General features: G+C 59.4%; 30 protein-coding genes and 2 pseudogenes. 23 read left to right on the forward strand and 9 right to left on the reverse strand.

Features of this window, described 5'->3' with window-relative positions:
• Window positions 1-133: 133 nt before the first annotated feature.
• Together GA0061105_RS27750 and GA0061105_RS27755 are read right to left on the reverse strand one after the other, a co-directional pair.
• Window positions 134-1004, reverse strand: a pseudogene (locus GA0061105_RS27750) (PGN_0703 family putative restriction endonuclease).
• Between the two features lie 70 nt (window positions 1005-1074).
• Entirely contained in the window at window positions 1075-1800 is a 726-nt protein-coding gene (locus GA0061105_RS27755; RefSeq protein WP_092754024.1) for a DUF2726 domain-containing protein, read from the reverse strand.
• 195 nt (window positions 1801-1995) lie between these two features.
• Here GA0061105_RS27755 and GA0061105_RS27760 point away from each other — a divergent pair, with 195 nt between their 5' ends.
• From GA0061105_RS27760 to GA0061105_RS27770, 3 genes are all read left to right on the forward strand, one after another.
• Window positions 1996-2424 carry a SyrB2 regulator gene (locus GA0061105_RS27760; RefSeq protein WP_092754026.1) on the forward strand — a complete coding sequence of 143 codons (429 nt, stop codon included), beginning with the start codon at window positions 1996-1998 and terminating at the stop codon, window positions 2422-2424.
• 162 nt (window positions 2425-2586) lie between these two features.
• A complete protein-coding gene (locus tag GA0061105_RS27765) occupies window positions 2587-3177 on the forward strand; it encodes a hypothetical protein (protein WP_092754028.1) in 591 nt (196 codons plus the stop codon).
• A 31-nt stretch (window positions 3178-3208) separates the two neighbouring features.
• Entirely contained in the window at window positions 3209-3781 is a 573-nt protein-coding gene (locus GA0061105_RS27770; RefSeq protein WP_092754030.1) for a hypothetical protein, read from the forward strand.
• 153 nt (window positions 3782-3934) lie between these two features.
• On the opposite strand, the gene GA0061105_RS34125 is transcribed toward GA0061105_RS27770, so the two are convergent.
• The gene (locus GA0061105_RS34125; RefSeq protein ID WP_092754032.1) at window positions 3935-4147 is read right to left on the reverse strand and encodes a CHAD domain-containing protein; all 213 of its coding nucleotides are present in this window, start codon (window positions 4145-4147) and stop codon (window positions 3935-3937) included.
• A gap of 108 nt (window positions 4148-4255) precedes the next feature.
• Window positions 4256-4762, reverse strand: coding sequence for a CYTH domain-containing protein (locus GA0061105_RS27780; protein ID WP_167358584.1), 507 nt, complete (start codon window positions 4760-4762; stop codon window positions 4256-4258).
• 135 nt (window positions 4763-4897) lie between these two features.
• Between GA0061105_RS27780 and GA0061105_RS27785 the strand changes: the two genes are divergently transcribed.
• Together GA0061105_RS27785 and GA0061105_RS27790 are read left to right on the forward strand one after the other, a co-directional pair.
• Window positions 4898-5353 carry an NUDIX hydrolase gene (locus GA0061105_RS27785; RefSeq protein WP_092754036.1) on the forward strand — a complete coding sequence of 152 codons (456 nt, stop codon included), beginning with the start codon at window positions 4898-4900 and terminating at the stop codon, window positions 5351-5353.
• Window positions 5350-6378 (forward strand): extracellular catalytic domain type 1 short-chain-length polyhydroxyalkanoate depolymerase, encoded by a 1029-nt coding sequence (locus GA0061105_RS27790; RefSeq protein WP_092754038.1) that lies wholly within the window; start codon window positions 5350-5352, stop codon window positions 6376-6378. Before GA0061105_RS27785 ends, GA0061105_RS27790 begins: the two co-directional genes overlap by 4 nt.
• A gap of 460 nt (window positions 6379-6838) precedes the next feature.
• Here the strand turns inward: GA0061105_RS27790 and GA0061105_RS27795 are convergent, their stop codons facing one another.
• Together GA0061105_RS27795 and GA0061105_RS27800 are read right to left on the reverse strand one after the other, a co-directional pair.
• The gene (locus GA0061105_RS27795; RefSeq protein WP_092754040.1) at window positions 6839-7423 is read right to left on the reverse strand and encodes a GNAT family N-acetyltransferase; all 585 of its coding nucleotides are present in this window, start codon (window positions 7421-7423) and stop codon (window positions 6839-6841) included.
• A 109-nt stretch (window positions 7424-7532) separates the two neighbouring features.
• Complete coding sequence (locus GA0061105_RS27800; RefSeq protein WP_141130239.1) at window positions 7533-7811, reverse strand: hypothetical protein; 279 nt, start codon at window positions 7809-7811, stop codon at window positions 7533-7535.
• Window positions 7812-7832: 21 nt separating this feature from the next.
• Between GA0061105_RS27800 and GA0061105_RS33005 the strand changes: the two genes are divergently transcribed.
• From GA0061105_RS33005 to GA0061105_RS27810, 3 genes are all read left to right on the forward strand, one after another.
• Window positions 7833-7991: a hypothetical protein gene (locus tag GA0061105_RS33005; protein WP_167358585.1), complete on the forward strand. Its 159-nt coding sequence runs from the start codon at window positions 7833-7835 to the stop codon at window positions 7989-7991.
• Window positions 7992-8187: 196 nt separating this feature from the next.
• Window positions 8188-10341 carry a ParB/RepB/Spo0J family partition protein gene (locus tag GA0061105_RS27805; protein WP_092754043.1) on the forward strand — a complete coding sequence of 718 codons (2154 nt, stop codon included), beginning with the start codon at window positions 8188-8190 and terminating at the stop codon, window positions 10339-10341.
• A 118-nt stretch (window positions 10342-10459) separates the two neighbouring features.
• Window positions 10460-11650 carry a DUF932 domain-containing protein gene (locus GA0061105_RS27810; RefSeq protein WP_092754045.1) on the forward strand — a complete coding sequence of 397 codons (1191 nt, stop codon included), beginning with the start codon at window positions 10460-10462 and terminating at the stop codon, window positions 11648-11650.
• A 401-nt stretch (window positions 11651-12051) separates the two neighbouring features.
• Here the strand turns inward: GA0061105_RS27810 and GA0061105_RS27815 are convergent, their stop codons facing one another.
• Entirely contained in the window at window positions 12052-12423 is a 372-nt protein-coding gene (locus tag GA0061105_RS27815; protein ID WP_092754047.1) for a MarR family transcriptional regulator, read from the reverse strand.
• 101 nt (window positions 12424-12524) lie between these two features.
• Between GA0061105_RS27815 and GA0061105_RS27820 the strand changes: the two genes are divergently transcribed.
• Genes GA0061105_RS27820 through GA0061105_RS27890 form a run of 15 tightly spaced genes read left to right on the forward strand, consistent with a single transcriptional unit; the run spans window position 12525 to window position 23364 of the window.
• The gene (locus tag GA0061105_RS27820; RefSeq protein WP_092754049.1) at window positions 12525-13064 is read left to right on the forward strand and encodes a hypothetical protein; all 540 of its coding nucleotides are present in this window, start codon (window positions 12525-12527) and stop codon (window positions 13062-13064) included.
• Between the two features lie 2 nt (window positions 13065-13066).
• The gene (locus GA0061105_RS27825) at window positions 13067-13729 is read left to right on the forward strand and encodes a lysozyme family protein (protein ID WP_092754051.1); all 663 of its coding nucleotides are present in this window, start codon (window positions 13067-13069) and stop codon (window positions 13727-13729) included.
• Window positions 13726-14025 carry a TrbC/VirB2 family protein gene (locus tag GA0061105_RS27830; RefSeq protein WP_092754053.1) on the forward strand — a complete coding sequence of 100 codons (300 nt, stop codon included), beginning with the start codon at window positions 13726-13728 and terminating at the stop codon, window positions 14023-14025. The genes GA0061105_RS27825 and GA0061105_RS27830 overlap by 4 nt, the downstream gene beginning before the upstream one ends.
• Window positions 14026-14030: 5 nt before the next feature.
• Entirely contained in the window at window positions 14031-14369 is a 339-nt protein-coding gene (locus tag GA0061105_RS27835; protein ID WP_092754055.1) for a VirB3 family type IV secretion system protein, read from the forward strand.
• Window positions 14362-16728, forward strand: coding sequence for a VirB4 family type IV secretion/conjugal transfer ATPase (locus GA0061105_RS27840; protein WP_092754057.1), 2367 nt, complete (start codon window positions 14362-14364; stop codon window positions 16726-16728). The genes GA0061105_RS27835 and GA0061105_RS27840 overlap by 8 nt, the downstream gene beginning before the upstream one ends.
• A gap of 38 nt (window positions 16729-16766) precedes the next feature.
• On the forward strand, window positions 16767-17426 hold the full coding sequence (gene virB5, locus GA0061105_RS27845) for a P-type DNA transfer protein VirB5 (protein ID WP_245304438.1): 660 nt from the start codon (window positions 16767-16769) through the stop codon (window positions 17424-17426).
• Window positions 17423-17656, forward strand: coding sequence for an EexN family lipoprotein (locus GA0061105_RS27850; RefSeq protein ID WP_092754061.1), 234 nt, complete (start codon window positions 17423-17425; stop codon window positions 17654-17656). The genes virB5 and GA0061105_RS27850 overlap by 4 nt, the downstream gene beginning before the upstream one ends.
• Before the next feature lie 3 nt (window positions 17657-17659).
• The gene (locus tag GA0061105_RS27855) at window positions 17660-18592 is read left to right on the forward strand and encodes a TrbL/VirB6 family protein (RefSeq protein WP_092754063.1); all 933 of its coding nucleotides are present in this window, start codon (window positions 17660-17662) and stop codon (window positions 18590-18592) included.
• A 40-nt stretch (window positions 18593-18632) separates the two neighbouring features.
• Window positions 18633-18917 carry a hypothetical protein gene (locus GA0061105_RS27860; protein ID WP_092754065.1) on the forward strand — a complete coding sequence of 95 codons (285 nt, stop codon included), beginning with the start codon at window positions 18633-18635 and terminating at the stop codon, window positions 18915-18917.
• Window position 18918: 1 nt separating this feature from the next.
• Window positions 18919-19590 (forward strand): VirB8 family type IV secretion system protein, encoded by a 672-nt coding sequence (locus GA0061105_RS27865; RefSeq protein ID WP_092754067.1) that lies wholly within the window; start codon window positions 18919-18921, stop codon window positions 19588-19590.
• Window positions 19587-20444, forward strand: coding sequence for a P-type conjugative transfer protein VirB9 (virB9, locus tag GA0061105_RS27870; protein WP_092754069.1), 858 nt, complete (start codon window positions 19587-19589; stop codon window positions 20442-20444). Before GA0061105_RS27865 ends, virB9 begins: the two co-directional genes overlap by 4 nt.
• An 8-nt stretch (window positions 20445-20452) precedes the next feature.
• A complete protein-coding gene (gene virB10, locus GA0061105_RS27875) occupies window positions 20453-21628 on the forward strand; it encodes a type IV secretion system protein VirB10 (protein WP_092754071.1) in 1176 nt (391 codons plus the stop codon).
• Between the two features lie 8 nt (window positions 21629-21636).
• A complete protein-coding gene (gene virB11 / locus GA0061105_RS27880; RefSeq protein ID WP_092754072.1) occupies window positions 21637-22665 on the forward strand; it encodes a P-type DNA transfer ATPase VirB11 in 1029 nt (342 codons plus the stop codon).
• A 52-nt stretch (window positions 22666-22717) separates the two neighbouring features.
• The gene (locus tag GA0061105_RS27885; RefSeq protein WP_092754074.1) at window positions 22718-22969 is read left to right on the forward strand and encodes an AbrB/MazE/SpoVT family DNA-binding domain-containing protein; all 252 of its coding nucleotides are present in this window, start codon (window positions 22718-22720) and stop codon (window positions 22967-22969) included.
• Window positions 22966-23364 carry a type II toxin-antitoxin system VapC family toxin gene (locus GA0061105_RS27890; RefSeq protein ID WP_092754077.1) on the forward strand — a complete coding sequence of 133 codons (399 nt, stop codon included), beginning with the start codon at window positions 22966-22968 and terminating at the stop codon, window positions 23362-23364. Before GA0061105_RS27885 ends, GA0061105_RS27890 begins: the two co-directional genes overlap by 4 nt.
• Before the next feature lie 382 nt (window positions 23365-23746).
• On the opposite strand, the gene GA0061105_RS27900 is transcribed toward GA0061105_RS27890, so the two are convergent.
• The gene (locus GA0061105_RS27900) at window positions 23747-24937 is read right to left on the reverse strand and encodes a DUF1173 domain-containing protein (protein ID WP_092754080.1); all 1191 of its coding nucleotides are present in this window, start codon (window positions 24935-24937) and stop codon (window positions 23747-23749) included.
• A 121-nt stretch (window positions 24938-25058) separates the two neighbouring features.
• A pseudogene (locus GA0061105_RS27905) lies at window positions 25059-25473 on the reverse strand (ATP-binding protein); the annotation flags it as partial.
• Between the last annotated feature and the right edge of the window lie 328 nt (window positions 25474-25801).

Here is a 25801-nt window from a genome sequence, read left to right on the forward strand (position 1 = left end):
GATCACAGATTAGGTCGGCGAGGACAACGTGGGAGCGGAACACCGGTTACGCTACTCATGGTATCGAAGCTGTTGTTCCACTTCGAACCAGGAGACCCATTCACCGTCGTCAGGCCCGATCCCATATCTCATTTCAAACCTCTTGGAATTCCGATCTTCGTAAGGCAGCCATTGCGATCTTTCGATCGACCATGCAGAAAGGTCGTTCCAAAGTTCTTGGTCGAAGCCGACGTGACAAGCGATTGCGCTGATCTGTTGATAGGAAATCGGTGTGATGGCAGCCTGACCAGCGAGACTCGGATCCATCGGGCCCCGCTTCACCTTCCGCGCCGTCGGGAAACTGGGATGATCGGCGACGGCTGCGAGGGCGGTCGCTTGCATATTGCGGTGCTTGCCAAACGCTGCCGCCAACACGGCATTGCGCATCCACTGATAGGCATCAGTCTTAGGTGGGCAGGGCGTATGTCTGCAGCCGCATCGAGCGCGAAGACCTCTGGAATGTATTTCCAGTAACGAATGCCGTTGCCTGTGAGAGCGCAGCGGGCGCGCAAGCCGTTCCCAGGGTTGATTTTTTCGACATAGCTTCCGTTGCATTGGCGCTCGCCCGAGCGCAACGAGGCCGTTTGACTACATTGCCCCCCCGGTTCGGTGAATTTGCACTCGATGACGAGCGCAGCCATTGAGCCAACCGCAAGTGCATCCACTTGCGTGGACCTTGGTTCTCCGAGCAGCCGCTCGGTGTCCGTCCACTCGAGTTTTATCGCCCATGGACCGCCCGGTGCCACGCCAGCTCTTGCGGCGATGGCGTCGAAGATGCGGTCGCGATCTTTGATAATCTTGATTGTGCCGAACACATCGATTGCGATGGCTTGTGACGAATGTGCTTTATGGGGCCTGAATTCGGTTGGTTTGGTCACGATGCCAGGGGAATGCCCCCAGTCCTCGATGGATGCGTGGCTGGCCGGAAACAGATTTTCGCGAACGGCCTGAAATTCGGAGTTCATCGCGGTTGCGCCTTCATACCACCAGGACGAGGCGGTGGTTGGCTCGGCCGCATGGGATGAATGGAGCGCGTTAGCTGGCAATCGGTTCATCCACCAGCTTCTCGACCAATCGCCTGAGTTCCGATCGGGTGGTGTGGCCAGCCACCACCTCGTGGTAGCCGATCCCGGCGCGTCGCAGTGCCTCCTTCTTTACCGCGTCGCGTGCGGCCGCAGTGCCTCGATGGTGTCCTCCGCCCTGGTACTCGATGACATGCCGCGGTTGGCAATTGCTGTCCACGAGCAGTAAGTCGACGCGCTTGGAGTTGATGCAACGGTAAGCTTCCGCATCGGTGCTTCGGAGGATCTCGCCCAACGACACCTGCGCCATGACCTGCCAAGAGGAATTGCAGCCGATCACGATGCTGTCGAGCTCGCGAAACACGCGTGCTTCGCTCTTGTTCAGCAACGGCTGAATGGTGAAATTCGAGCGCATCACGATACGCAGTTGATCCACGGCGTCGACAGGTTTCGCTAACTCCGCGGCTGGCACCGGGCGCAAAGGCCGCAAAAGAATGCGCTCATCGCTGCGTTTTTTCTCGTAGCGTGACCTGTTTCTGTCCGGCCGCGCCTGTTTTCTCGTCGTTGGTAGGAGCTGCTCAACGGCCATGCCGATGACGAGGCCGACAAACAGCGCGGCAATCAACAGTTCTGGCCTATCGAAATCCGCCACAGTTATACCGCTCGACGCGCCTGCTGCGGCAGCCCCGATGATCAGCCCAGGCGCTGCGAACAGCACCGACCTTTGGCGATAGTCCATGCCCCTCTCCAGTTTTCCCGCCAGCATAGAACGCATGCATGACCCGCGAAAAGGTAGCCAAAAGAGTTAGGGTCTGCAGGCGGTCGAGTCAGATCTATCGAATTCAAAATATCAGGCTGGCGATAGCCGTAGCGCCTTAGTTGACTCTATCTTTCACTCAGTCGAAAACAGTTTCGGCTATAGAGGAGATGTCTGATGGCTGAAGAGAATATTGCCGGCCCCGTTGCAGGGGGCCCGGAAACGGATGCGCCGATAAAAGCGGACGTTAAGAAGAAGCGTGCACCGCGTCGTCAAAAGCAAGCTGCCGAACCGGCTCCTGCGACCGAAGCGGTGACCGAACTGTTGCCGGCGGCAGATGCGGGAAAACCTGTTCGACGGGGCAGGGGAAGAAAGCCGAGGTCGATCGAGACAAAAGCCTCCGATGGCAAGACTGCCCTTAAGGGGAGGGCGAGAAATAAAACCGCCAAGCCTGCCGAGCAAACGGCAAAGGCGTCCGCGCCCGTGATTGATGAGCTGGAAGATCTGCTTCAGCTTGAAGAAGAGAACAAGCGTTTGCGCAAACTACTGGCGGAAAAGCTGCGCCAGGAAAATACCGACCTGCGCAAACGGCTCGGGCTTGCTTGATCACCACTCAGACATGTAAGTCGGCCGCCAACGCGGCTTAGCCACCGTATCTTCAGCAGAAAAAACGGTCGTCGGGCGCCTTCGTCGTGCCCGGCCGACCTGCGAGAGGGATAGGGCCGCTGCCACATCATCGCAACCTGGGTTCATCGAGGGGAAATGCCCATGAAAACACCGTGGAAATTCCTCGCCGAATTGACGTCACGGCGACGAGCGGCAAGGGGGCCGGAGAGCTCCATTGGGCATGATACCGATCCCGCGGCTCTCCATCACGAGGCGGAGCAGACGCCGGCACCTCCTTCGACTGAAGACTCCGCCTCTGCGGAATACAACGAGGCTGTTCCAGTCGAGCAAGTGGCATCAGCATTGACTGAGAGGCAAGACAGTGGTGAAGCCGTGCAGGCTCCAGAACCGCCAGTCGATGGTGACGACGTATGGACACCCGCACCAAGCGAAGCCCGTCATTCAGATGCCAGCGCCCCCGAGCCAAACGAGACAAGCATTAAGGCTCGAAGGGGGCCTCCGCCCAGCCGCCGTCAACGGACGAAGGGAGCCCAGGCAAGCGCAACCGCGCGGCGCGCTGCCGCCAACCATGAAGGTCAAAGCGTGCCCCTCTCATCCGCCGGGGATGCGTTCTTCGATGAAGTGGCGAGCCTTGATGAGGACATCAAAAAGCTGAGAAGTGAGCTCGCTCGGAAGCTCCAGCTGCAGAATGCCCAGCTCAAAACGATGCTGAAACGGTTTGACGTTTCTTGAACTTGGCATAGGATTTAGAGGTCTAGCATATATGAAAACACCACAGCGAAAGTTCGTCGTCGAATTCAAGTCAGGCCGTCGGCGGTCGACCACGCAGTCGAATTCAATCTGGGGGAACACCGATTTCAAGGCATTTGTCCGTCAGGTCGAGACGGAAGCGCCGCACCTGTTCGAATCCAAACTAGGACCGGACGCTCTCGGCCAGCTTGGCAAAATGCCGCAGGACCAGCAGCCCGGAAATCAGCTCAATGATAGCGATGACGCAAACCGAAATCAGCTTGCAGCTTCTTTGACCGAACTGGTGCAAATCGTTCCATCGCAGAACGATCACGGTCAATTCGCGTCCATCTCGCAATCGAAAAAACATTCGATCAAACGGCCGGCTCGAATAGCGACGCGCATTGACGAAAAGCGCTCAAGAAATCAAATCGATGGTGCAGTCGACGGGGGCATGGCATCTTCCGCCGGTTTCTTGGAAGCACCGATCGATGAATTGGCTGCGCTTGATGATGAAAACCGACATCTCAGAGCACTGTTGATCAAGCACCTTCACCAGGAGAACCTGCAGCTTCGAAAGATGCTCGAGCGATTTGGAGTCTCTTGAGTTTGTACCTCTGAATGTTTCCGAAGTTCGGTTATCTGAACTCCGCCGATCACGGTGTGAATGACCGTTCGGGCATGCCGTTTTATGCCCCCGGTGCTGAGAATAGCGGGGTGAATAGTTCAATTCCCTTCAACTGCAATTCAGAGCTTCGTTTCACAATCTCGTACCATCCAAGCCGATTGTGTACGAAGTCAGTCGGCGCCGCTGCGGTGGCGGACGGCGATAGAAAATCTGATGCCGCCGAATAGCCACGCGTGCCTGGTGCAAGGCTTCCGGATTGCGCTTCCGCAGGAGGACGTCTTGGTTGAGCCGGAACTGCCGGAAACATGATGACGCGATCTCCTGGAAGGCTTTTGCAGTCCTCATTCGTTTTCCAAGCAGAACTCTCACGGCCTTAAAGACGCTCTGCTTCTTATCGATCAGGGAAAGGCCCTGTTCGGATTTAGCGCGCACGCCGATCTGAAAAGGAACGAGCTAGTCGACCTTGCGGGCGAACAGGCCCTTCGGATTGCCGTCCTTCAGTCCGAGCTCCATCTCGGAAACTAGAGACTGCCGGTCTCCTGACAGGGCCACTCCCGTGTCGAGCACGACCTCGATCTTGGAACCGTTCTCGTCGACGTTCCGAACCCGGCGCTTGACTTCGACGGTGAACACCTGCTCCAGCTCGATGGCCGATCGCGGTTCGTTTCTGATCGGGCTAGTGAGATCGATGACCGGCTCAAGCCCCTCGACAGGCGTGTCCCATTCGGAATGGGAGAACAGAGATTTCGCGGGTCCGGTCGCCTTTACGGTCTGCACATGACTGGCGCCCGTTTTGAGGATGCGCAGCGAGTAGCCGCCCTGCATGAGCCTGCGATCTGGCGTATCGAAATATGTTGATGTCTGCTCGAGGACCTCCTGCGGTTCTCCAAGCAGATCGGAACTCAGGACGAGGTCCGGAGTTTCGTATGCTAGGTCGAGCTTGATTTCGATTTCGGACAAGACGTCGCTCCACGCTCGATTGACCATCGCCAGCGCCGAAACCCCCGGGATGTTCAAGTTTCGCAAATGTAGGACGAAACAACTGGACCTGCCAGTGTCACCAGCCTAGTTTGCGAGCTGTATCGGAGGCCGTTCATGCTCCAGGAGTCAACACGAAACGAAGCTCCAGCCGACGACATCGGCCTCGATGTCGCACAGGCCGGCGCCATCTGCTATCGACGAAATGCGAAGGGACGTCTCGAAGTGCTTTTGGTCGGCAGTCGACGCAACGGTCGATGGGGCGTCCCGAAAGGCCATATCGAAGACCGCGAAACGAGCAGCACGGCTGCTTTGAGGGAGGCGTTCGAGGAGGCCGGCATTATCGGTGACGTTGGCAGCGCGCCGATCGGCAGCTTCGCCTATCAAAAGGATAGTAGTGCGAACCGTTACAGGGTCACCGTTCATCTTCTGAAAGTTTCCAAAATTGCCGTGACGTTCCCTGAAGTGGGACTTCGCAAAATGCAGTGGTTCCTGTTGAAGGATGCAAGTCGTGAAGCCGCCCAACCGGGCTTGCGGATGCTGTTGTCGCGGCTCGAGACCATCGGCGTATGAAATTCGGTTTCAGCAAGTCGCTAGCTCGGGTCCTCAAATCCCAGAAGAAATTCAGCAGGCTGATCGAGAAGGCTCTCAAGGCGCCTCGAAGCAAGGCGAAACGCACGAGGCCGACACCGCGTGTCGCGAAACCCGTTCTGGTCGAGACGACCGCGTTTGGAAGCAATCCCGGCCGCCTGATCATGAAAACCTTTGTGCCGGCCGCGCGGTTGCCGAAGCGCCCGGCACTTGTGGTCGTGCTTCACGGCTGCCGACAGACGCCCGAAAGCCTGGATAGTGCATCCGGTTTCTCCAAACTCGCCAAAGAACGCGGCTTCGTTCTCCTTTATCCTGAGCAGAGAAGCCTCAATAATTCGCAGCGATGCTTCAACTGGTTCCGCCCAAGCGCCGTCGCCAGAGACCGTGGAGAGGTGCTATCCATCAAGCAAATGATCGAACATGCATGCGAAACCCATCGGATCGACCGCTCGAGGATCTTTGTCACAGGGCTGTCTGCGGGTGGGGCGATGACGGCGGCGCTCGTTGCCAATTATCCCTCGCTGTTCGCGGGCGCCGCAATCATCGCCGGCATGCCCTACGGGTCGGCCCGAGATGCAATGTCCGCGTTACGAGCAATGAAGTCGGGCGCGACGCAACCACCTGATGGCTGGGGGCGAGCCGTTACGGAGATCTCCTCCGAGATCAAGCAGTGGCCGCCGATAAGCATCTGGCAGGGCATGGACGATCGGACTGTGAACCCGGCCAACGCCCTCGCATGCGTCGCTCAGTGGCTCGAAGTCCAGGGCATCGCCGACAGAAGCGGACGTGCGGAGGAAAAACCGTGGGGCAGATTGCAGTCGTGGCGGGCCGCAGACGGTCTGAAACTGGCCTTCTACTCGGTCAGGAACATGGGGCACGGGCTTCCAATCAAAACGCGTGACGCGACCAAGGCGACGCGCTCCGGGGACCCATACGTCATCGCGGCAGAGATCTCGGCGCCAGCTGAATTGCTGCGGCTATGGGGGCTGAAGAAACCGATGCTATAGCTGGAAAAGCTGTAGTTCGGTCCAGCCCCGCTATCGCAAGGTTGGTGACCCGCGGTGTCTGACATGTCCGATGCTATTTCCGAAGACCATAAGCTCTAATCCCTATTGCCGTACGTCCCGCGTCCGATCAGCACCTGGGGCTGGCGATGTATAGGCTCGAAGCCCTGCTGATGGATTCACAGCGATATCTTCGAAATCAGGCACGGTCGCACAGAATACGGTACCCGGATGCTATTCATCCATACTGGCAGGCATGTTGCGATGCGTGTGGCCGCTTCTACCGCACCGACGAGACGGGTTGGCCGGGGAGGGACCGGCCGTCAGAGCGGTACTATTTCGTCGACGCCCATGACGGCTGCCGATCTTAAGCCTCGTGATCCCATGTCGCTGACCTTCAGGTGACTCTTTCGTTGGCTATACTGCGCGCTGGCGCGGGTTTGCTATCTGATCGAACTCAAGCTCAACGGGGCTCCCGCAACATTGGGACGAGCGTTGGCGAGGAACCGACCTGGATAGCGCCGAGTGGTTCGAAGCCATAGCGTCGGTAAAACGGGATGTTGTTCGGGTTCGAGGATTCCAAATAGGCTGGCGCGTGATCGCGATCGCACCGTGCGAGTGCGTACACCATCAATGCGTCCCCGTGACCTTGGCCTTGATGCGCCGGGTCGACGCCGATCAGGGGCAAATACCAATGCGGTTCTATCGGGTGGTACGTTGCCATCTGCTCGAATATGGCGGTGGTTTCGGGGGCAAGAGCGCGTGCAACCGTGCTCTCGAGCACCGCACCAAGCCCTTCCTCGTCGGAATGCACTCCAGGCGATAGCCACAGCGCCGTCCCGGCATAGCCGTCGGTGCAAAAGGCGCTTCCGTTAAAGAATGCGTTGCTCCCGAACGCCCGGATCATCCGCGGCATGGCAGCAAGATACTGGTGTGCATGCGGCCAGGTCCATCGCGCCATCGGATCCGCTGCAAACGCCAGCACGACCGTTTCGGCCGCCAGATTTTCCTCGGTGGCGACCATAACTCTCACTGTAGGCGATTTCATACTGCCCTCCTGACGTAGGTGGTTTGACGAGGCGCCTGCGCCCTCTCTCAGACACTCATCGTACCCCGGATGGCGTGGGAGCGATACCGGTTGCAGCCGGCTCAGCGGTTCATGATTCGCGTCGGTTCAGGGTTTCGGCCGGAAGGTCCTGCTCGGCGATGGCAATCAGGTCCAGATGGGGCTTGGGATCTGGCGCCCCGCTCGAGCGCTTCAGCAAGCCTGCGTCGAGGATGCTGGTTGCGGCCTCGAGACCCAGGAGATGGTGTGAAAGATAGATCATGGCCGTCTTCCGGGCGCGGCTGAGAATATGGCCCTTCTGGGCCAGCATGTCCCAGCTCTCGGCGTCGCGGCAGCGCACCACGATGAAGACACCGCAGACGAAACTCACCTCTCCGGCCAAGCGCAGGCAATGGAAAACCTCAAGCCGCGATCTCCGGCAAGGATGCCGCCCTCATCGCGCCTGGAGAAGATTGTCGGCACCTCGGCGATGCGCGTGATCGGCCAATGGAAATCCGGCCAGTCGGGCACGAGGTCGAGCGAATGGCTGACCACGCCCGCCGGCGCGTGACGCTGTGGGCAACTGGGTGATCGGATCGAGCCAGAGCATCTCTTCGCATCTTTGACCTACTGAAGTTGCAGTCGCTTATGCATGGCGACGGGAGCACCGTCCGGGTGCCGAAGGAGAGGGAGAGGCGGGAAGGGGATTGCGCGACGGGTTTGGAGGCTGGAGAGAGCTCCGGTCGGCCCGTTTACGGAGAAAAATTATGGCACATGCCATTGAGAAGATTAGGCTCAATGTCGGACGTGACATCCCTTTCGATAAGCTCGTTTTGGGCCCGCAGAATGTACGCAGGGTCAAGCGCGGCGTCTCGATCGAAGAGCTTGCGGAGGATATTGCGCGCCGCGGACTGCTGACCAGCCTAAATGTTAGGGCTCAAGTCGATGATGACGGCAACGAGACTGGCTTTTATCGCATCCCGGCCGGCGGCCGGCGTTACCGTGCGCTTGAACTGCTCGTCTTACGCAAACGGCTCGCAAAGACCGTGGGCATTCCCTGCATCGTCAGCAGCGGCAAAACTCCCGAAGCTGAGGATTCTCTTGCCGAAAATATCCAGCGCGTCGATCTTCATCCCCTTGACCAATACCGCGCGTTCCAGACCTTGCGCGAACAAGGGATGGGCGAAGAAGAAATCGCAGCTCGCTTCTTTGTCTCGGCAGCGACCATCCGGCAACGCCTGCGTTTGGCTTCGGTCTCGCCGCGGCTGCTCGAGCTCTACGCCAAAGATGACATGAAACTCGAACAGGTCATGGCCTTTTCCATCAGCAACGACCATGTCCAGCAGGAGCAGGTCTGGGAGACGATCGCGCGACAGCGGGTACGCGAACCCTATTACATCCGCAGGCTTCTGACCGAAACGACGATCCGCGCGAGCGATCGCCGGGCCGTCTATGTTGGCATCGATGCCTATGAAGCCGCCGGCGGCGTCGTCATGCGCGACCTGTTCGAGCAGGACAACGGCGGATGGCTGCAGGATCCGGCGCTCGTCGAGCAATTGGCGCTTCAGAAATTGACGGCAGACGCCGAGGCGCTCAAGGCGGCAGAAGGCTGGAAGTGGGTCGAAGCCGCTTTCGACTTTGCTTACGGTCGTACATCGGGGCTGCGTCGCTTCTATGGTCATCAGGTCGACATGACCGAGGAGGAGATTGCTCGACACGGCGAGCTGAAGTCCGAATATGACGAACTGGATGCAGCTTATGCCGCCGCCGAGGAGCATTCCGAGGAAACCGAACATCGGTTGGAGGAACTCGGCAGCGAGCTCGATCGGTTTACTGACCGGCCATATATCTTCGATCCACAGGATGTCGCCCGTGGCGGCGTGTTCATCTCGCTCGGCGCCGGCGGCGAACTGAGGATCGAGCGTGGCTTTGTCCGACCGGAGGACGAACCGCAGCACGGGACGATGGAGACCGACGCCGTAATCTCCAGGAGCGAGATCGGCCACGAGGTAACCGGATCTTCGTCGACCGGCGGAGTATCGATGGCTGGCCGTGTTGTGAATGATCAGGCAGAGGAGGAGGACGACGTCATCCGCCCCTTGTCCGACCGCTTGGTTGTCGATCTGACGGCGACCCGCACCGTGGCCCTGCGCGATGCGCTCGCCAACAATCCGATCATCGCCTTCATTACCGTGCTGCACGCCTTCGTCCTCAAAACCTTCTACCACTATGGGTCGGACACGTGCCTGGAAGTTACGCTGCAAAGTGCGGGCTTCGGCCAGATCGAAGGGTTAGCCGACACAGTCTGGGCCAAGGAGATCGATCAGCGGCAGGAGGCATGGGGCCAGGACCTTCCGAAGGCGCCCGACGATCTCTGGGACTTCCTGATCGGGCTCGATGAGGTCCGCCGGCTGGCATTGTTTGCCCACTGCGCATCCCTTTCGCTCAACGCCGTGATCGAACCATGGAACAAGCGCACTCGCGCAATCGCTCATGCGGATCAGCTCGCTCGGTCGATCGGCTTCGACATGGTCGATGCTGGCTGGACGCCGACGGTCGATGCCTATCTCGGCAGAATCACCAAAGCGCATATCCTGCAGGCCGTGCGGGAGGCGAGGGGCGAGCAGTCGGCTCATCTGATCGATCATCTGAAGAAGGCCGATATGGCGCGTGAGGCAGAGCGCCTGCTCGACGGCAGCGGATGGCTTCCCGAGCCGCTGAGGATGGCGATTGAAGTGACATCGGCAGATTGCTCCGGAGCCGGTGACGTCGCCGACAACACCGGCGACGATGCTCTGGCGGAAGCCGAGGCTTCTGATTATCCAGCTGTCCTCAGTGGTGACATGAATACCGGCGAGGCGGCACCGGAGCCGAACGCCGCCTTCCAGGAAGACCAGACGCATCTCGACGCTGCCGAGTAGGTTCTAATCCGACCAGTCACGGTCCGGCCGATGCGCCGGACCTTCAATTTCCGATCCACTCGCACGGTCCGGCTCCGACAGGAGGCCGGACCGCTTTCGTTTCAAGGAGCTCAATGTCATGGACACCACCCCTTCCACCTCGAGACCAGTATCCTCCCGCTTCAAGGTCGACATCTCGCTCGGTCAGCGCAACGGCCGCGTCTCGTCCGAATGGTTCTCTCGGCCTGATGACGAGCGCTATCTTTCCCTCGGAGAACTCTACGGTGCAGTCAAATCACGTGCTGAGCGCGCTCGCGCCCGCACTGTGGAAAGTTCGTCGATCCGCCTCGAGGCCAATCGCGACAGCGCCGAGAGGCTCGAACTGATCGTCCCCGGCAACCGGCGGCCGATTGCGCCGACGCATTGGAGTTATGGCCAGCTTTGTAGCCTGGTCGGAGCGCCCGCTAACTATATGCGCCAGCTTCCGGCGCCGCTTGCTGCGATCAATCTGCAGCATGGCTTGCTCAACCATCGGGCCGAGCTCGTCAAAACACTGGAGATGGAAGACGGCCGCGTCGAGCTGCGGGCCGTGACTGGCCCCGAATATGGCAGGATCTGGGATCATGAGCTCGTCTCTGCCGTGATGAAAATCGCCGGCAACGGAACCGGTGACACGATCTGGAAAGTGCCGGGTCTCCTCGACTGGGCAAGCATGACGCATAATCCCTTCGTCGATATCTCCAAAGATACGACCACGCTCTACGCATCCGATCGCGATGTCTTCCTGTTCCTAGTCGACGACACCCATCCGATCGAGGCAGGGCGCCTGCCGAACGGCGAACCAGACCTGTTCTTCCGCGGCTTCTATGCCTGGAACTCGGAGGTTGGATCGAAGACGCTTGGCATCGCCTCCTTCTATCTGCGCGCCGTGTGCGCCAACCGGAACATCTGGGGCTCGGAAAATTTCCAGGAGATCAGCATCCGGCATAGCAAATTCGCCGCCGATCGCTTCGCCCATGAAGTAGCGCCGGCGCTGACGAGCTTTGCCAATTCCTCGCCGGCAGGTTTCGTCGCCGGCATTCGGGCCGCGCGCGAGCGGATCGTCGCCCGCGACGATGAGGATCGCGAAACATTCCTGCGCCGGCGTGGCTTCTCGAGAAGCGAAACCCGCAAGGTCATCGAGACGGTTCTTTCCGAGGAAGGCCGCCCGCCGGAATCGATCTTCAATTTCGTACAGGGGATCACCGCATTGGCACGTGACAAGACCCACCAGGACACCCGTCTCGAACTGGAAGGCAAGGCCAGAAAGCTTCTCGAAAGCGCGGCCTAATCGGGCCGTTACCACGCAATGCCGTCGATTGGTCCAAACCAAGCGACGGCATTGTCATTTCCAAAACATTCCACCATCCCTCAACAGCCTCCGAATGTCGGCCACCACGTGCGAGAAGCATGTTTCGGAGGAAGGAACGCACGGGCGGGGGCAGTCGGTCCCGCCTCCCTGCCGGCCGCTATGCTGAGGCTCCTGCGGCTGCCCTTGTCCCGCCCTTAGCGTGGCGAGATTCCCGAAATCCCGCCGTCGGCGGCGCTATGCTGATTTCTCCGATACTCTTCATTATTGATTGGAACCCGCCTATCCGGCGGGTTGCCCGACGCCCCTGATTTCTTGTTGGCAGCTCTACGGTCAGAACGGCACGTGATTCGCCGTTTCTCCCATCTACAGGCGGGAACCAGTCAGTTTAATCCGCCATCCTGACTGACGCGGAAGGAGCTCAGCTTGTTCAAGAGACCCTTCGAGATCTCGAATTGGCGCGCCGTTCCCCGCCCCATTGAGTTCTTCACCATCGTCTCCGTCAGCATCCCTCGCTTTACTAGAAGGTCGACAGTCTCCTTCACGCCAGTTCGCGTCAGCTCAGTAATATCGATGATATTAGAGAGGGTTAGCTTTTGGTGAGCCTGGCTCATCGTGTAGAGGATCGTCATCATGCCGACCTGCTTCAGCCGCGCCTGCGGTGTCTCGTCCTCCAGCGGATGATCGAGGATCTCGTGGAGAATGAGTCCCGAGAAGGCAAGGTTGTGCCATTGCTTTTTAAGTGCGCTTGTCATGTCATTTAACTATGTTATATAAGGCAGTATGAATGCGGGCGGGCAGCTGTTTAAGCGTTCCCGAATGCGAAGGAATATCGTCGTGTCGAAGGGGCCTGTCCATGAAAAGCCTTCTGCTGAATTCATTGCTTTCGATCTGCTGCATGACGCCACCCTATCTTATTTCCGGCAGTAAAGCGCGAGCCGAAAATTGGGGTTGCCAGGTTATCCTATGCCTTTCCAATCCCGGCGGGCCGACCCAATATGCCGAATGCCGACCGCCAATCCAGAAACTTTGGCGGGAGCTTGCCAAGGGGCATTCTTTCCCGACCTGCGGTGGCGTCGGTTTTCACAGCTCACGGCCGGGTTATGATCCATACTATTGCGATGTTGGCTACAGGCTGGCGGGTGAGGATGGCATCCGCGGGCGGCAAGTGACTTGCGTGTCGACATCGGCGCAATCGGTGAGCGATGCCCTCTGCTCGAATGACGGCGACGACTTTGGCACCCGCAACAATTCAGTACTGTCGCCACATTGGCAGCGCCAGGATGGTCGCCGTCAGTGCATGGGCTATCCGATCATGCGCCCGAATGTGAGATCGCAGCCTCACTTTGTCGACGTCACCATCGATGGCGCGGCCACGCAGCGGGTCTGGTACTGACCATGGCCGCTGCTTTTGTCGATATTGCGCAGGTCTGCGCGCCAATGGTGGAGGTCGAAACGCTTGCGGGCGTCGTCAGCCTCGAGAGCCGCTTTCAGCCTCTTTCCATTCGCATCAACAGCGGCCCGCCGCTTCCTGCTCAACCCACATCCAAGGCCGAGGCGGTCGAGGTGGCCACGTCTTTGATCGCCGATCACCAGGATATCCAGCTCGGCCTTAGCGGCCTCGGCATCGAGGCGCTTCAGAAACTGAAACTGTCCCTTGCCGACGCCTTCGATCCTTGCCTGAACCTCAAGGCCACGGCCAGTCTCCTCGGCGGATACTACCGTCAGGCTGTGCGCGCGGGTGATGATCCGGCTAGGGCGGAGACGGTAATGCTCCGCTCCTACTATGGTCGCGATGATCCGTTCGTTGGCGCAATCGTCCGCTATGATGAGCAGGTGCGCCAGGAAATAAAACGGCTGTCGCCAATGCGGGCGTCGCTCACCATTGCCGGATTGGACAACCAGGTTTCATCAGCCCCACCGCCGCAGGATCAGCCGGGGCAAGCGACCCCGAAAGAGCCCGCCCACGCCGCTCAAGCGGCATCCTGGAACGTTTTCAATTCCCAACGGCAATCCTCGGTTCTCGTTTTCCAGAATGTTCGATCGGAGCAAAGTGAATGATCTCCAAAGCCCGTATTCGCCCCCTTGCCGCAGCCACACTCATGGCGACCGTCATCGTCGCCTGCATGGTTGAACCAGCTTTCGCACAGGCTGCCGGTATCGAAACCGTGTTACAGAACATCGTCGACATGCTGACCGGCAATATCGCCCGTCTGCTGGCGGTCATCGCCGTCATCATCATCTGCATTGCCTGGATGTTTGGATACATGGATCTGAGGCGCGCAGGCTTCTGGATCATCGGTATCGGCGGAATTTTTGGCGCCACCGAGCTGGTCAACACCATCGTCGGGAGCTGAGCGTCATGGCGAGCACTCCGAGCCTCGAAGACGATACGCTATTTCTCGCCTGCACTCGCCCGGCAATGATCGCTGGCGTGACCATGGAGGCGATGGGCGTCAACATCATGCTGACGACCATCCTCTACATCAGCGCGGGATCGATCGCCTATGCGCTCACCGGGATCGTTTTCCATTTCCTGTTTCGCGCCCTGGTCAAACACGACCACCACATGTTCCGCATCCTCATCGCATGGATCGAGACCCGGGGCCGCTCGCGCAATGACGCCTATTGGGGCGGCGCCACGCTCACCCCTTTGACGCTCGCCAGGCACTATGATGAAAGGGATCTCAGCCTTGCCTAGCATTGCGACCCGCCGCTCCCGCGAACTCGGGCCGGAGACCTTCATCCCCTATGTCAGGCATGTCGACGAGACGACCATCGCGCTTGATTCGAGAGCGCTGATGACCATGATCGGGCTCGAGGGTGTGTCTTTCGAGACCGCCGATGTCCGCGACCTCAACGGGTTGCACCGGAGCCTCAACACGCTCTATCGCAATATCGCCGACGAGCGGCTGGCGCTTTGGACGCATGTCGTGCGTCGCCGTAACAGCGTCTATCCCGAGGGACGCTTCGCCAATCCATTCTCCGACGGCCTCAATTCCAAGTATCGGGAACGGATGGTGGGCGAAGATCTGTTTTGCAACGACCTCTACCTCTCCCTGGTCTGGCATCCCGGCCGGGATGCTGTCGAAAGGGTCGCGAGCCTTCTTTCCCGGCTGCGTAAGGCACACCGATCCGATATTGAACTCGACGACGATGCCTTGAAGAATTTGCGCGACCGGGTGACGGACGTCATTGCGGGGCTGCAGCGCTTCAAGCCTCGTCTCCTCGCCCTTCACGAAGAGCATGGCATCCTGTTCTCCGAGCCGAGTGAAGTCCTCCATCAGATTGTCGGCGGCCGGCGAGAACCGGTTCCGTTGACGGAGGGACGGATTTCCTCGGCAATCTATTCCGATCGGGTGATTTTCGGACGCGAGACCGTCGAGATCCGCCACGAGGCCGAAAGCCGCTATGCCGGCATGTTCGGCTTCAAGGAATATCCGGCAACCACGCGCAGCGGCATGCTCGGCGGCATCCTGACGGCACCCTTCGAACTTATCCTGACGCAGTCCTTCGCTTTTGCCTCAAAAGCCGATGCGCGCGCGATCATGGGCCGCAAGCAGAACCAGATGGTCAGCGCCGGCGACAAGGCGGCATCGCAGATCGAAGAGCTCAGTGAGGCGATGGACGAGCTGGAATCCAATCGTTTCGTTCTGGGAGAGCATCACCTAGCGCTGTCGGTTTTCGCCCCCACGGTCAGGGAATTGACCGACCACATGGCGAAGGCGCGCGCCTATCTCACCAGTGGTGGTGCGGTCGTCGCCCGCGAGGACCTAGGCCTCGAGGCTGCCTGGTGGGCGCAATTGCCCGGGAATTTCCGCTATCGGGCGCGCTCGGGGGCAATCACTTCGCGCAATTTCTCCGCCCTTGCTCCCTATCATTCCTATCCCACGGGCCAGAAGGATGGCAATCAATGGGGACCGGCGGTCGCCATGCTCAAGACCGCATCGGGTTCACCCTTCTATTTCAATTTCCACCACGGCGATCTCGGCAACACCTTCGTTTGCGGACCATCGGGTGCCGGCAAAACGGTGCTCTTGAACTTCATGCTGTCCCAGCTGGAAAAGCATGATCCCCATATGATCTTCTTTGACAAGGACCGCGGCGCCGACCTTTTCGTGCGCGTGGCAGGCGGCAATTATCTGCCGCTGAGGAACGGTATCGTCACCGGTTGCGCGCCGTTGAAGGCGCTGGACCTCACGCCGGAAAACAAGGTATTCCTCACCGGCTGGATTGCCAAGCTGGTCGGATCCGCATCCGGCGAACTATCGAGCCCCGAGTTTCGTGACATCGCTTCGGCGGTGGACGGGGTGGCGGACCTGCCGGTGGAGCGCCGCTCCATCGGCGCCCTGCGCACTTTTCTCAACAACACCGATCCCGAGGGCATCGCCTCGCGGCTGAGAAGATGGGAGAGGGGAGGATCGCTTGGCTGGGTCTTTGACAACGATACCGACGAAATCGGCATCGGCGCCAAGTTCATCGGTTACGACATGACCGATTTCCTCGACAGCGAGGAGATCCGCACGCCGTTGATGGCTTACTTGTTCTATCGCATCGAGCAGTTGATCGACGGGCGCCGCATCATCATCGTCATCGATGAATTCTGGAAGGCGCTGCAGGACGAAGGCTTTCGCGACCTCGCCCAGAACAAGCTCAAGACGATCCGCAAACAGAACGGGCTCATGCTATTTGCGACCCAGAGCCCACGCGATGCCGTCATCTCGCCGATCGCCCATACGATCATCGAACAGTGCCCGACGCAGATTTTCTTGCCGAACCCGCGTGGCGATCGTGCCGACTATGTCGAGGGTTTCAAGCTGACAGAGCGCGAGTTCGAGCTCGTTTCGCGCGAACTGTCGGTCGAAAGCCGTCGGTTTATCGTCAAGCAAGGGCACAACAGCGTGGTCGCCGAACTGAATCTCAACGGCTTCGACGACGAGCTCGCCATCCTCTCCGGCCGGACAGCCAATGTGGAACTTGCCGATGCCATCCGTTCGGAGCTCGGCGAGAAATGGGAGAATTGGCTTCCAGTATTCCACGAACGAAGGAGGGCGGGCTGATGCAGGTGAATGGGATACGGGCAAGCTTTGGGCTGCTGATGCTGCTCCTGTCGACGGGGCCGGCAACGGCCCAGGGCATCCCGGTCATCGATACTTCAGCGATCGCCAAGCAGATCGAGAGCATTGCCCAGCTGAAGTCGCAGCTCGATACGCTTAATCAGCAGCTTCAGCAGGCGCAGCAGCTTTACGGATCGCTGAACAAGATCACCAATATGGCGGATGTCGCAAATCTGCTGAACGATCCTTCGATCCGCAAGGCGCTGCCCCAGGATTTCAGCGCGATCGAGGGTCTCTTTAAGGGATCGGGAACCGGCATTTTCGGTAACTCCGCGTCAAAATTCCTGCAGGACAATTCCACCTATCGCACCGATGCCGAGGATTTCTATGCGCAGGAGCTTGCGCGCCTTCAGAACCGGAATGCGGGGCAGATGAGCCTTGGCCAGCAGATCTACGATGCCGCCACCAAACGCCTCGACGGCATCGATCAGCTTCGCCAGCAGATTTCCAGTGCTGCCGACGCCAAGGATATCGCCGACCTGCAGGCCCGCCTCCAGGCCGAAACCGCTTTTCTGCAGACCGATGCCCTGCGGATGCAGGGACTTCAGATGGTCCAGCAGGCCCAGGTGCAGATCGATGAACAGCGCAAAGCCGAAGACTGGCGCAAACGCATGGACACGATAGGAGCGGCACTCAAATGAAGCGGCTCTTTTCCGGTGCGACGCTGGTTTTGCTGTCGGCTTGTTCCCCCCAAACGGACAAGATTTACACCGTCGACGAGCTCGCGGGCGACGAGGCGCTGCTCACAAAGATCCTCGGCGAGTGCCGCAATATCCCCGCCGATCCTGGGGAAACGCCCAACTGCCGGAACGCTGAGGCTGCAGACGGCAAGCTGCGTCTCGAGCGTGGACGCAGGGCGCTCGGAGGTTGAGCGATGTATCAGGTCTTCAGCTTCGTCGACGGGCAGTTCAAGACGCCACTGGAAAACTTCATTTCCTCGGGCACCTCGAATATTGCCGCCTGGGTGAGCGGCCCCCTGACGGCCGCACTCACGCTCTATGTGGTGCTCTACGGTTATCTGGTTCTCCGCGGATCCGTCCAGGAGCCGATCCTCGAATTCGCCTTCCGGTCGATGAAGCTTGCCATCATCGTCATGCTGGTCAGGAATGCGAGCGATTATCAGACCTATGTCACGAATATTTTCTTCGACACATTGCCGCGCGAGATTTCTCAGGCGCTCAACTCCGGCACGGCGCCAAGCGCTTCAACCTTCGATAGTCTGCTCGATAAGGGCCAGAAATGCGCCTACGAAATCTGGTCTCGCGGCTCTTGGCCGGTCGACATCGTCACCGGCATCGGCGGCATGATGGTCATCGGCGCGAGCTTCGTCGTCGCGGCGATCGGTTACATCGTTTCCCTTTATGCCCGGCTGGCGCTTGCCATCGTGCTGGCGATCGGCCCGATCTTCATTGCCCTCGCCATGTTCCAGTCGACCCGCCGTTTCACCGAATCCTGGATCGGCCAGCTCGTAAACTTCGTCATCCTGCAGGTGCTGGTCGTTGCCATCGGGTCGCTGCTGATCACCTGCATCGAGACGACATTTACGGCGATCGAAAGCTATAGCGACGTATTGATGCGTCCGATCGCGCTCTGCGCCATCTGCCTTGCCGCCCTATACGTCTTCTACCAGTTGCCCGGCATTGCTTCAGCACTTGCGGCGGGCGGGGCGTCGCTGACCTACGGATATGGCGCCGCGCGCGATGCACACGAGAGCACGCTCGCCTGGGCCACAACCCGCACAGTCAGAGCAGTCGGCCGCGGAGCGCGTTCCGTCGGCCGCCGCCTGACGCCAGGCCGGACCGAATGACGGCCATAACGCTCAAGACCATTGGACAGGTTATTTCGGCATGATCCGTATCGTTTTATCGCTTTTCCTGGCCGCCAGCCTGGCGGCTTGCGGCTCGATCTCCCACCCTCTTCCCAAATGTGACGGTTATTCCCGCCGGCCGCTGAACCGCGCCATGTGGCAGTGGGATAACAATGAAAAAACCCGACAGCCGGCGGCCGGGACTGTTGCCCCGGAGCCCACGAGTCCTGCCGCGTCCTATGCAAGGGAACCGGCCTCGGCCACGCCGGCCGCCTTCGCAGATTTCGATGTCGCGGGTTCTTATCGTCCATGCGAGAACAGTTGACATGATAACCACGGACAGTTTGAAGAGTTATTTCGACAAGGCCCGCCGGTTCGATCAGGATCGGATGATGCAGCTCGAGCGCTCCGCGCGGATCGCCTGGTTCGTCGCCGCCTGCGCCGGCATCCTTTCCGGCGTTTCAGTTCTTGCCATCGCCGGCCTCACCCCTTTGAAAACCGTCGAGCCCTTTGTGGTGCGCGTCGATAATTCCAGCGGCATTGTCGATGTGGTCTCGGCCCTGACGTCGACCGCCGGAACCTATGACGAGGCCGTGACGAAGTATTTTGCGGCCAAATATGTTCGCGCCCGCGAAGGTTATGTCTGGAGCGAGGGCGAGGAGAATTTCCGCACCGTCGCCTTGCTGTCGACGCAGCAGGAACAGACGCGATTTGCCGCGGTCTATCGCGGCAGCAATCCTGAATCCCCGCAGCACATCTATGGTCGCAGCGCCACCTCGCGGGTCAACATAGTTTCCATCTCGCTGATCAACGCCAATGTGGCATCCGTCCGCTATATCAGAACCGTTACCCGCGGTGACGACGTGCGCACCACGCATTGGGTGGCAACCCTGACCTTCTCCTATGCCAGCGCCCCGATGTCCTCGACCGATCGGCTGATCAATCCCCTCGGCTTCGTCGTCAGTGAATATCGCGCCGATCCGGAGGCGATCAATTGAGGGCGCGTTTCCTCCTTCCACTCATTCTTGCCGGCGGCTTTTCCACGGCGGCGGTCGCCCTCGAAACGCCACGCGGCGCCGCGCAGGACAGCCGCATCCGCTTCGTCGATTATCAGCCCTACAACATCACCAAAGTTGTCGGCACGCTGCGCTCTTCGGTGCAGATCGAATTCGCAGCCGACGAGGAAATCGCCCATGTCGCCCTTGGCAACAGCGTTGCGTGGGAGGTGGCCCCGGCCGGCAATATCCTGTTCCTGAAGCCCCGGGAGAACCAGCCGGTCACGAACATCTCCATCGTGACGACGCGACGGGACGGATCGACCCGCAGTTATCAGATGGAGCTCACCGTCCGGGACGGCAGCGTCGAGGCTGGGCAGAACACCTATTTTTATCTGAAATATCGTTATCCGGCCGATGAAGCGGAGCGGCGCCGACAGGAGGCAGCTGTCCGGGCGCGGGTGGCGGAGGCGGGTGACGCCGATCGCGTGCTTGCCCTTCACGAAGCCTATGGACCGCGCAACTGGCGCTACGCGGCGCAGGGACCGCAGGCGCTCGAGCCGCAAGCGGTCTACGACAATGGCAAGGTCACCGCCTTCGCCTTTGCCGGCAACCAGGAAATGCCGGCAATTTACATGGAAAACTCTGACGGCACCGAAAGCCTGATCCCCAAATCCGTCGACGGAAACCTCGTGCTCGTTCACGCGATCAGCCGCAAGTTCATCTTGCGCAGGGGCGGCGACGTCCTCTGCGTCTTCAATGAAGCTTACGATCGTGTCGGCATCAACCCCGAGACCAACACGACGTCACCGTCGGTCGAGCGCGTGGTCAAGGCGAAGCCCGACGCAGCGCAATAGGAGGTGTCATGGCCGAGGAACAAATGACCCAGATCCCGGGTGAGCGCGCAGAGACATCGACTGGCGGTCGGCCGGACAACAATCCGATCCTTAAGCGAGGAGCGGTCGCTCTGGCCATCGTCGTCTTTGTCGCCTTCGCTCTCTGGTCGATGCGTGGGCAAGACAAGCCGTTCGATGGCACGCAGCCCGAACGGATCGTCATCCGTCAGACATCGGATTTCGAGCCGGCGAAGGAGCCCGTCCAACCGCTGGCGCCGCCGGCAGAGGTCCAGCTGCCGACGCCCGGTATAACCGAGCAGGCACCGAGCGACGATGACAAGCTGCTCGATGCTGCGCGCCGTGCGCCGGTCATCGCCTATGGCGGCGAGAAATCACCCTCGACGCGACAGCAGGAGAAGGACGAAAAATCCGATGAGAGCTCAAACTACGTCCCGCTTGGCAACAATCTGGGCGGTTTCGCGTCGGAAGGCGAAAACGAAGATCAGCGCTTCAACCGCTTGCTGGCGCCGACGCAATTGCAGGGGTCCCGCGCTGGCACGCTGGGCAATCGCGATTTTATCGTCGCGATGGGAGCGTCTATCCCGTGCGCCCTGGAGACGGCGCTCTCCTCTGATCAGCCGGGATTTACGAGCTGCGTCATCAACCGAGACGTCCTGTCCGATAATGGTCGTGTCGTGCTGATGGAAAAAGGCACGCAGGTCGTCGGCGAATATCGTGGCGGTATTCGTCGCGGGCAACAGCGCCTGTTTGTCCTCTGGAACCGGGCGAAGACGCCGAAGGGCGTGATCATTACCCTTGGATCGCCGGCAACCGATGCCCTTGGTCGGGCCGGCGTCGATGGCTACGTCGACACCCATTGGTGGGAGCGTTTCGGCAGTGCAATCCTCCTGTCGATCGTTGGCGATGCGAGTTCCTATGCCAGCAACCGGCTTCAGGACAGCGATGTCGAGGCGCAAAACACCTCCAGCGCTGGGCAGCAGGCCGCAGCGATCGCCGTCGAGCAATCGATCAATATTCCGCCGACCCTGATGAAGCATCAGGGTGAGCTGGTCTCGATCTTTGTGGCACGCGACCTCGATTTCTCGAGCGTCTACCGGCTTCGCGTGACGGAGCCCCGCAATCGCATTTACGATCGCGCTGTGCTCGGAGATTTCGAGACCTCTTCGAAGCTCGTGACAAAATAGGGTCGAGGATGACCGAAGATGCTGACTCCGGTGTCGTGCTTGAACTGCTTTCGCCGCTATCACGCTTCTTGCGTGACAAGAACCTCTATGAGGTCATTGTCAACCGGCCGCGGGAAGTGGTTACGGAGGGGAGGGAGGGATGGCAGAGCTATGAGCTGCCGGAGTTGTCCTACGACAGGCTGATGCGTCTCGCTAGGGCGGTCGCGAGCTTCTCCAACCAATCGATCGACGAGACGCGACCGATCCTGTCGGCGACCTTGCCGGGTGATGAACGGATCCAGATCGTGATCCCGCCGGCAACGACGAAGGGAACCGTCAGCCTCACCATCCGCAAGCCGTCGGCCGTGTCACTGACCCTCGATGATCTCGATCAGGCCGGATTGTTCGCCGACGTCGAGCCCGCCGAAGGCGGCGGGGGGCAATCAAACAGAAGGCTAGTGGAATACTATCGGGTCGGCGCCTATAAGGCGTTTCTCCGCGAGGCGGTGCTCGCAAGAAAGAACATCATCATCTCCGGCGCCACCGGGTCAGGAAAGACAACCCTGTCGAAAGCTCTGATCCACCACATTCCGCAAATCGAGCGGATCATTACCATAGAGGACACACCGGAACTGGTGGTTCCGCAGCCGAACCATGTTCGGCTCTTCTACTCCAAGGGCGGCCAGGGGCTGGCCAAAGTCGGCGCGAAGGCTCTACTCGAATCCTGCCTGCGCATGCGGCCGGATCGCATCCTGCTGCAGGAGCTGCGAGACGGGACCGCCTTTTACTATATTCGCAACGTCAACTCCGGTCATCCAGGCTCGATCACGACGGTTCACGCCGATTCCGCACGCCTCGCCTTCGAGCAACTCACATTGCTGGTCAAGGAATCGGACGGTGGCGGGGATCTTGAACGGCACGATATCCGTGAGATGCTGACAGTTGCGATTGACATCATCGTCCAGTGCAAGCGCATCGGTGGACGGTTCCGAGTGAGCGAGGTCTACTACCGAGATGCCGAGAAGGCGGCTGCGGGCGGTCCCCTTGTTGAAGCTTGAATGTAAGCAAGAAACACATTACCTTACGACGGTATGAAATAGGAGATTTTCCATGCCGTCCCTTGCAGTCACAATGAAGGGGCAAATCACGCTGAGACGGGATTTGCTGACACATCTTGGGGTCAAGCCCGGGGAGCGGATCGAGCTCGTTAAACTGCCAGGGGGCGAATTGCGGGTAAAGGCTGCTCGTCCAACGGGGACAATCGACGATTTTATCGGTCGGCATGCCGGCAGGAGCAAGAAGCCGTTGACCATTGAAGAGATGAACGAAATCGTAGCCTCCGGTTGGGCCGGGGAGGAATGAGAGTCTCAGTCGACACCAACATTCTGGCTCGGGCAGTCCTGCAGGACGATGCGGAACAGGGAAGGGCTGCCGCAAAACTTCTGAAGGATGCATCGGTGATTGCGGTTTCCCTGCCGAGCCTATGTGAGCTGGTTTGGATATTGCGTCGAGGAGCGAAGCTCTCAAGGGCAGATGTTTCACAGACGATTCACGATCTCCTCAATGCAGGCAATGTTGCAATGAATCGCCCGGCGGTCGAAGCAGGGCTGGCCGTGCTGGAAGCAGGGGGCGATTTTGCCGATGGTGTAATTGCCCATGAAGGAGCATGGCTTGGCGGCGAAAGCTTTGTGTCCTTCGATAGACGGGCGGTCGAACTGGTAACTCGCCAAGGTCAATCCGCACGCCTCCTCGCCTGAGGATCTGCAGGCTCGAAAGCAGATGGAGGGAGATTCCTACCGAGGTAGTGCTTGGTTCGCCTTAACAATTGGCCGCGTACACTCGCAGTCTCGTGAGGCGCTCGGATTCCGCGAGGGGCGCAGCCTTCGTTTTGAAAAGGGCGGACGTCGCGTCCTTCCGTGTCGGGAAACCACTCCGGACGGATCCACTAGCCTCCAGGACGATAGCTGATGCTGCTTCTCACGGAGCCGGCGCTCTCCGCGAAAAACCAGCCGGGATCGATGTCATCCTGCTCCCACGGGATGTTCTGCTCTGTCACAGCGGATTCCATTTCCGATCTTGCATCAGGAGGATTTTGTTGGTCCTCGATTGCTGGCGCGACGAGGCCAGACCCGTTGCGGATCATGGCAAGCCCGGCATTTCACCCTCAGCGACACGCCAGATCCATGGCGTCATCTCGGGCCTCGCGGCAATCATCTCCTTCAGGGCGACCTCATAGTCTTCGTCGGCATTCGACGGAATGATGAACAGAGCGACGGGCGCCGGTTTTGCCTCCGGCAACGTCACGGAGGCAATCGGCTGAGCGCGTGGAAGATCGAATCGCAGCCCCTTGACGCTTCTGCGCTTCAGCCCGGAGAGCCGGTCGAGAAGACGCTGTTCGTGGATATTTTCGAACGGGACCCAGTTCACGTTGACGACCATCATCGCCACTTCCTCGACGGATGCGATCCCAGCACCCGAAATACCGAAAGTGGCGATCACAATAAGATGGCACTCTTCGTTTGATCGCCAGAGTTCCAGCTCGGTCTCATATCGGACGTTCAGTCGCTTCCAGGCGCCCTCATCAATCATGAGGGGAAAGGGCAGGTGGCGCACGAGCATTTTCTGGCTGGCGCGCGCCGGTGAAAATTCCTTCACTTCCGCGACTATCATCATCAGTTTGCGCGGCCCGGGGCCTGCTGCCTGAGCACCGGCCAACATCGCCGCACGCCGGGCGGAAATCCCTTCTTTGTCCTCCTGGTGAAACACCTCCGGGACAAACAGGATGTCGCTGAGCGGGCCGCCGCGGACGCTCATCTGCCGTGCGGCGTTCAACAGACTGCTGCGCACGCGCCCCCAGCCGCGTCTTCCGGCCCATAGCGACGTCCATTCCGTAAGCTCCCCCATATCCCAGAGATAATGGAGCATCGCCCTGAGCGAGATCTTCTTTGGCTCGCTTCGCACAGTTTCCGACGGCTCAGAAGACGCTGTCGACGTCGATAGGTTCCCTCGTTTCGACAGCGAAAAATCGAGTCTCAGCATTGCCGCACCGGTCACCGCGTCGATCTGGATGGCATTCCCGATCAACGGCCCGAGGCCGGATAGCTCATACGGCGGGTCGTATGATGGGCACCCGGGATCATGCTGCCGACCTGAGAGCGGCATGCGTTTGATCAGGAATTGGCCATCTATCCGGGCGATGTACATCGGCACAGGCGATTCCCGACACTGGCAAAGTGGCCTGAGCTTCTGTTCGTAAGCGCGTTCGAGCTGCTGCAGAAACTCTGGAGAACTGTCATCAAACGCCTGGTTGCCGATCAAAAACTGTCGCACATCTCCTCCCTTGCCTGACCAAAGGCCGATTGAGCCGTATTGGAAGGCGTAGCACGAGCTTCGTGTATTATACTGGCTCAAAATAGGCAGTATAGAGATATCAAAGCCGCTGGGGCCGATTTCATCGCCATGGGCAGGAAAGGGGAACTGCGGCGAGCCGATCGCCGAATGCCACAACATCGGTTCATCGTAAAGAACGATGCCGAAGGCAAATTTCTGTCCACATGCATCCGCAAGCGTCTTCAGGCTCCCTGAAATCGGTGGCCTTGACCGTGGCGCTCGCTTTTACCTCGATCCCGACGACCTTTCCATCGTCACGCTCGAGCACGACATCCACCTCATGCGTCTGCTGATCGCCGACACGATAGGGAGTCAGGCGCAGATCCGAGCCGCGTCAAGCTTCAGGCAGCCGCCAGCGAATCGGAAGCCAGGAAATGCAACTTCGGTGTCTTGGTAATGCGTTTCAGGACATTGGTGTACACGCGCTGTAGGGCGGCTATCAGGAATATCTCTTCGAGAAGGCCGATATTTCGCTCTTGCAAATGCTTCCGGAGCTCCGCCGAGAAGAACGAGGCGAACCACATCATTTCTGACAACCGCGCTCGTCTATTCGTCGTTCTACAAGTCGCCGGTACATGCGTTCCAACCTCCACAAATTGGAACCATCAAGCCCGATAATTAGAAGTCGACAGTTCGTTGATTAGAAGCCAACCCGTCAAAATCTAGAGGCTACGCAAGCATGAAGTAAGTTTCAATCGCGTGCTGTCCAGCCCTTCAAGCCGGCCGCAGCTGGCAGTCTGGTGAAAGAGGAAGAGGAGGGCAGAGAGGGGTTGGCTTGGCGGGTTGGAGAGCGCCGGCGCAGGC

Source organism: Rhizobium aethiopicum (genome assembly GCF_900094625.1).
In the GTDB taxonomy this organism is placed as follows: Bacteria; Pseudomonadota; Alphaproteobacteria; order Rhizobiales; family Rhizobiaceae; genus Rhizobium; species Rhizobium aethiopicum.

What these genes read in the sequence shown, in the direction of transcription:
- GA0061105_RS27755 (WP_092754024.1), bottom strand. Translation starts at nt 1,800, where the DNA reads ATGGACTATCGCCAAAGGTCGGTGCTGTTCGCAGCGCCTGGGCTGATC.
- GA0061105_RS27760 (WP_092754026.1), top strand. Translation starts at nt 1,996, where the DNA reads ATGGCTGAAGAGAATATTGCCGGCCCCGTTGCAGGGGGCCCGGAAACG.
- GA0061105_RS27765 (WP_092754028.1), top strand. Translation starts at nt 2,587, where the DNA reads ATGAAAACACCGTGGAAATTCCTCGCCGAATTGACGTCACGGCGACGA.
- GA0061105_RS27770 (WP_092754030.1), top strand. Translation starts at nt 3,209, where the DNA reads ATGAAAACACCACAGCGAAAGTTCGTCGTCGAATTCAAGTCAGGCCGT.
- GA0061105_RS34125 (WP_092754032.1), bottom strand. Translation starts at nt 4,147, where the DNA reads ATGAGGACTGCAAAAGCCTTCCAGGAGATCGCGTCATCATGTTTCCGG.
- GA0061105_RS27785 (WP_092754036.1), top strand. Translation starts at nt 4,898, where the DNA reads ATGCTCCAGGAGTCAACACGAAACGAAGCTCCAGCCGACGACATCGGC.
- GA0061105_RS27790 (WP_092754038.1), top strand. Translation starts at nt 5,350, where the DNA reads ATGAAATTCGGTTTCAGCAAGTCGCTAGCTCGGGTCCTCAAATCCCAG.
- GA0061105_RS27795 (WP_092754040.1), bottom strand. Translation starts at nt 7,423, where the DNA reads ATGAAATCGCCTACAGTGAGAGTTATGGTCGCCACCGAGGAAAATCTG.
- GA0061105_RS33005 (WP_167358585.1), top strand. Translation starts at nt 7,833, where the DNA reads ATGGAAAACCTCAAGCCGCGATCTCCGGCAAGGATGCCGCCCTCATCG.
- GA0061105_RS27805 (WP_092754043.1), top strand. Translation starts at nt 8,188, where the DNA reads ATGGCACATGCCATTGAGAAGATTAGGCTCAATGTCGGACGTGACATC.
- GA0061105_RS27810 (WP_092754045.1), top strand. Translation starts at nt 10,460, where the DNA reads ATGGACACCACCCCTTCCACCTCGAGACCAGTATCCTCCCGCTTCAAG.
- GA0061105_RS27815 (WP_092754047.1), bottom strand. Translation starts at nt 12,423, where the DNA reads ATGACAAGCGCACTTAAAAAGCAATGGCACAACCTTGCCTTCTCGGGA.
- GA0061105_RS27820 (WP_092754049.1), top strand. Translation starts at nt 12,525, where the DNA reads ATGAAAAGCCTTCTGCTGAATTCATTGCTTTCGATCTGCTGCATGACG.
- GA0061105_RS27825 (WP_092754051.1), top strand. Translation starts at nt 13,067, where the DNA reads ATGGCCGCTGCTTTTGTCGATATTGCGCAGGTCTGCGCGCCAATGGTG.
- GA0061105_RS27830 (WP_092754053.1), top strand. Translation starts at nt 13,726, where the DNA reads ATGATCTCCAAAGCCCGTATTCGCCCCCTTGCCGCAGCCACACTCATG.
- GA0061105_RS27835 (WP_092754055.1), top strand. Translation starts at nt 14,031, where the DNA reads ATGGCGAGCACTCCGAGCCTCGAAGACGATACGCTATTTCTCGCCTGC.
- virB5 (WP_245304438.1), top strand. Translation starts at nt 16,767, where the DNA reads ATGCTGCTCCTGTCGACGGGGCCGGCAACGGCCCAGGGCATCCCGGTC.
- GA0061105_RS27850 (WP_092754061.1), top strand. Translation starts at nt 17,423, where the DNA reads ATGAAGCGGCTCTTTTCCGGTGCGACGCTGGTTTTGCTGTCGGCTTGT.
- GA0061105_RS27855 (WP_092754063.1), top strand. Translation starts at nt 17,660, where the DNA reads ATGTATCAGGTCTTCAGCTTCGTCGACGGGCAGTTCAAGACGCCACTG.
- GA0061105_RS27860 (WP_092754065.1), top strand. Translation starts at nt 18,633, where the DNA reads ATGATCCGTATCGTTTTATCGCTTTTCCTGGCCGCCAGCCTGGCGGCT.
- GA0061105_RS27865 (WP_092754067.1), top strand. Translation starts at nt 18,919, where the DNA reads ATGATAACCACGGACAGTTTGAAGAGTTATTTCGACAAGGCCCGCCGG.
- virB10 (WP_092754071.1), top strand. Translation starts at nt 20,453, where the DNA reads ATGGCCGAGGAACAAATGACCCAGATCCCGGGTGAGCGCGCAGAGACA.
- virB11 (WP_092754072.1), top strand. Translation starts at nt 21,637, where the DNA reads ATGACCGAAGATGCTGACTCCGGTGTCGTGCTTGAACTGCTTTCGCCG.
- GA0061105_RS27885 (WP_092754074.1), top strand. Translation starts at nt 22,718, where the DNA reads ATGCCGTCCCTTGCAGTCACAATGAAGGGGCAAATCACGCTGAGACGG.
- GA0061105_RS27890 (WP_092754077.1), top strand. Translation starts at nt 22,966, where the DNA reads ATGAGAGTCTCAGTCGACACCAACATTCTGGCTCGGGCAGTCCTGCAG.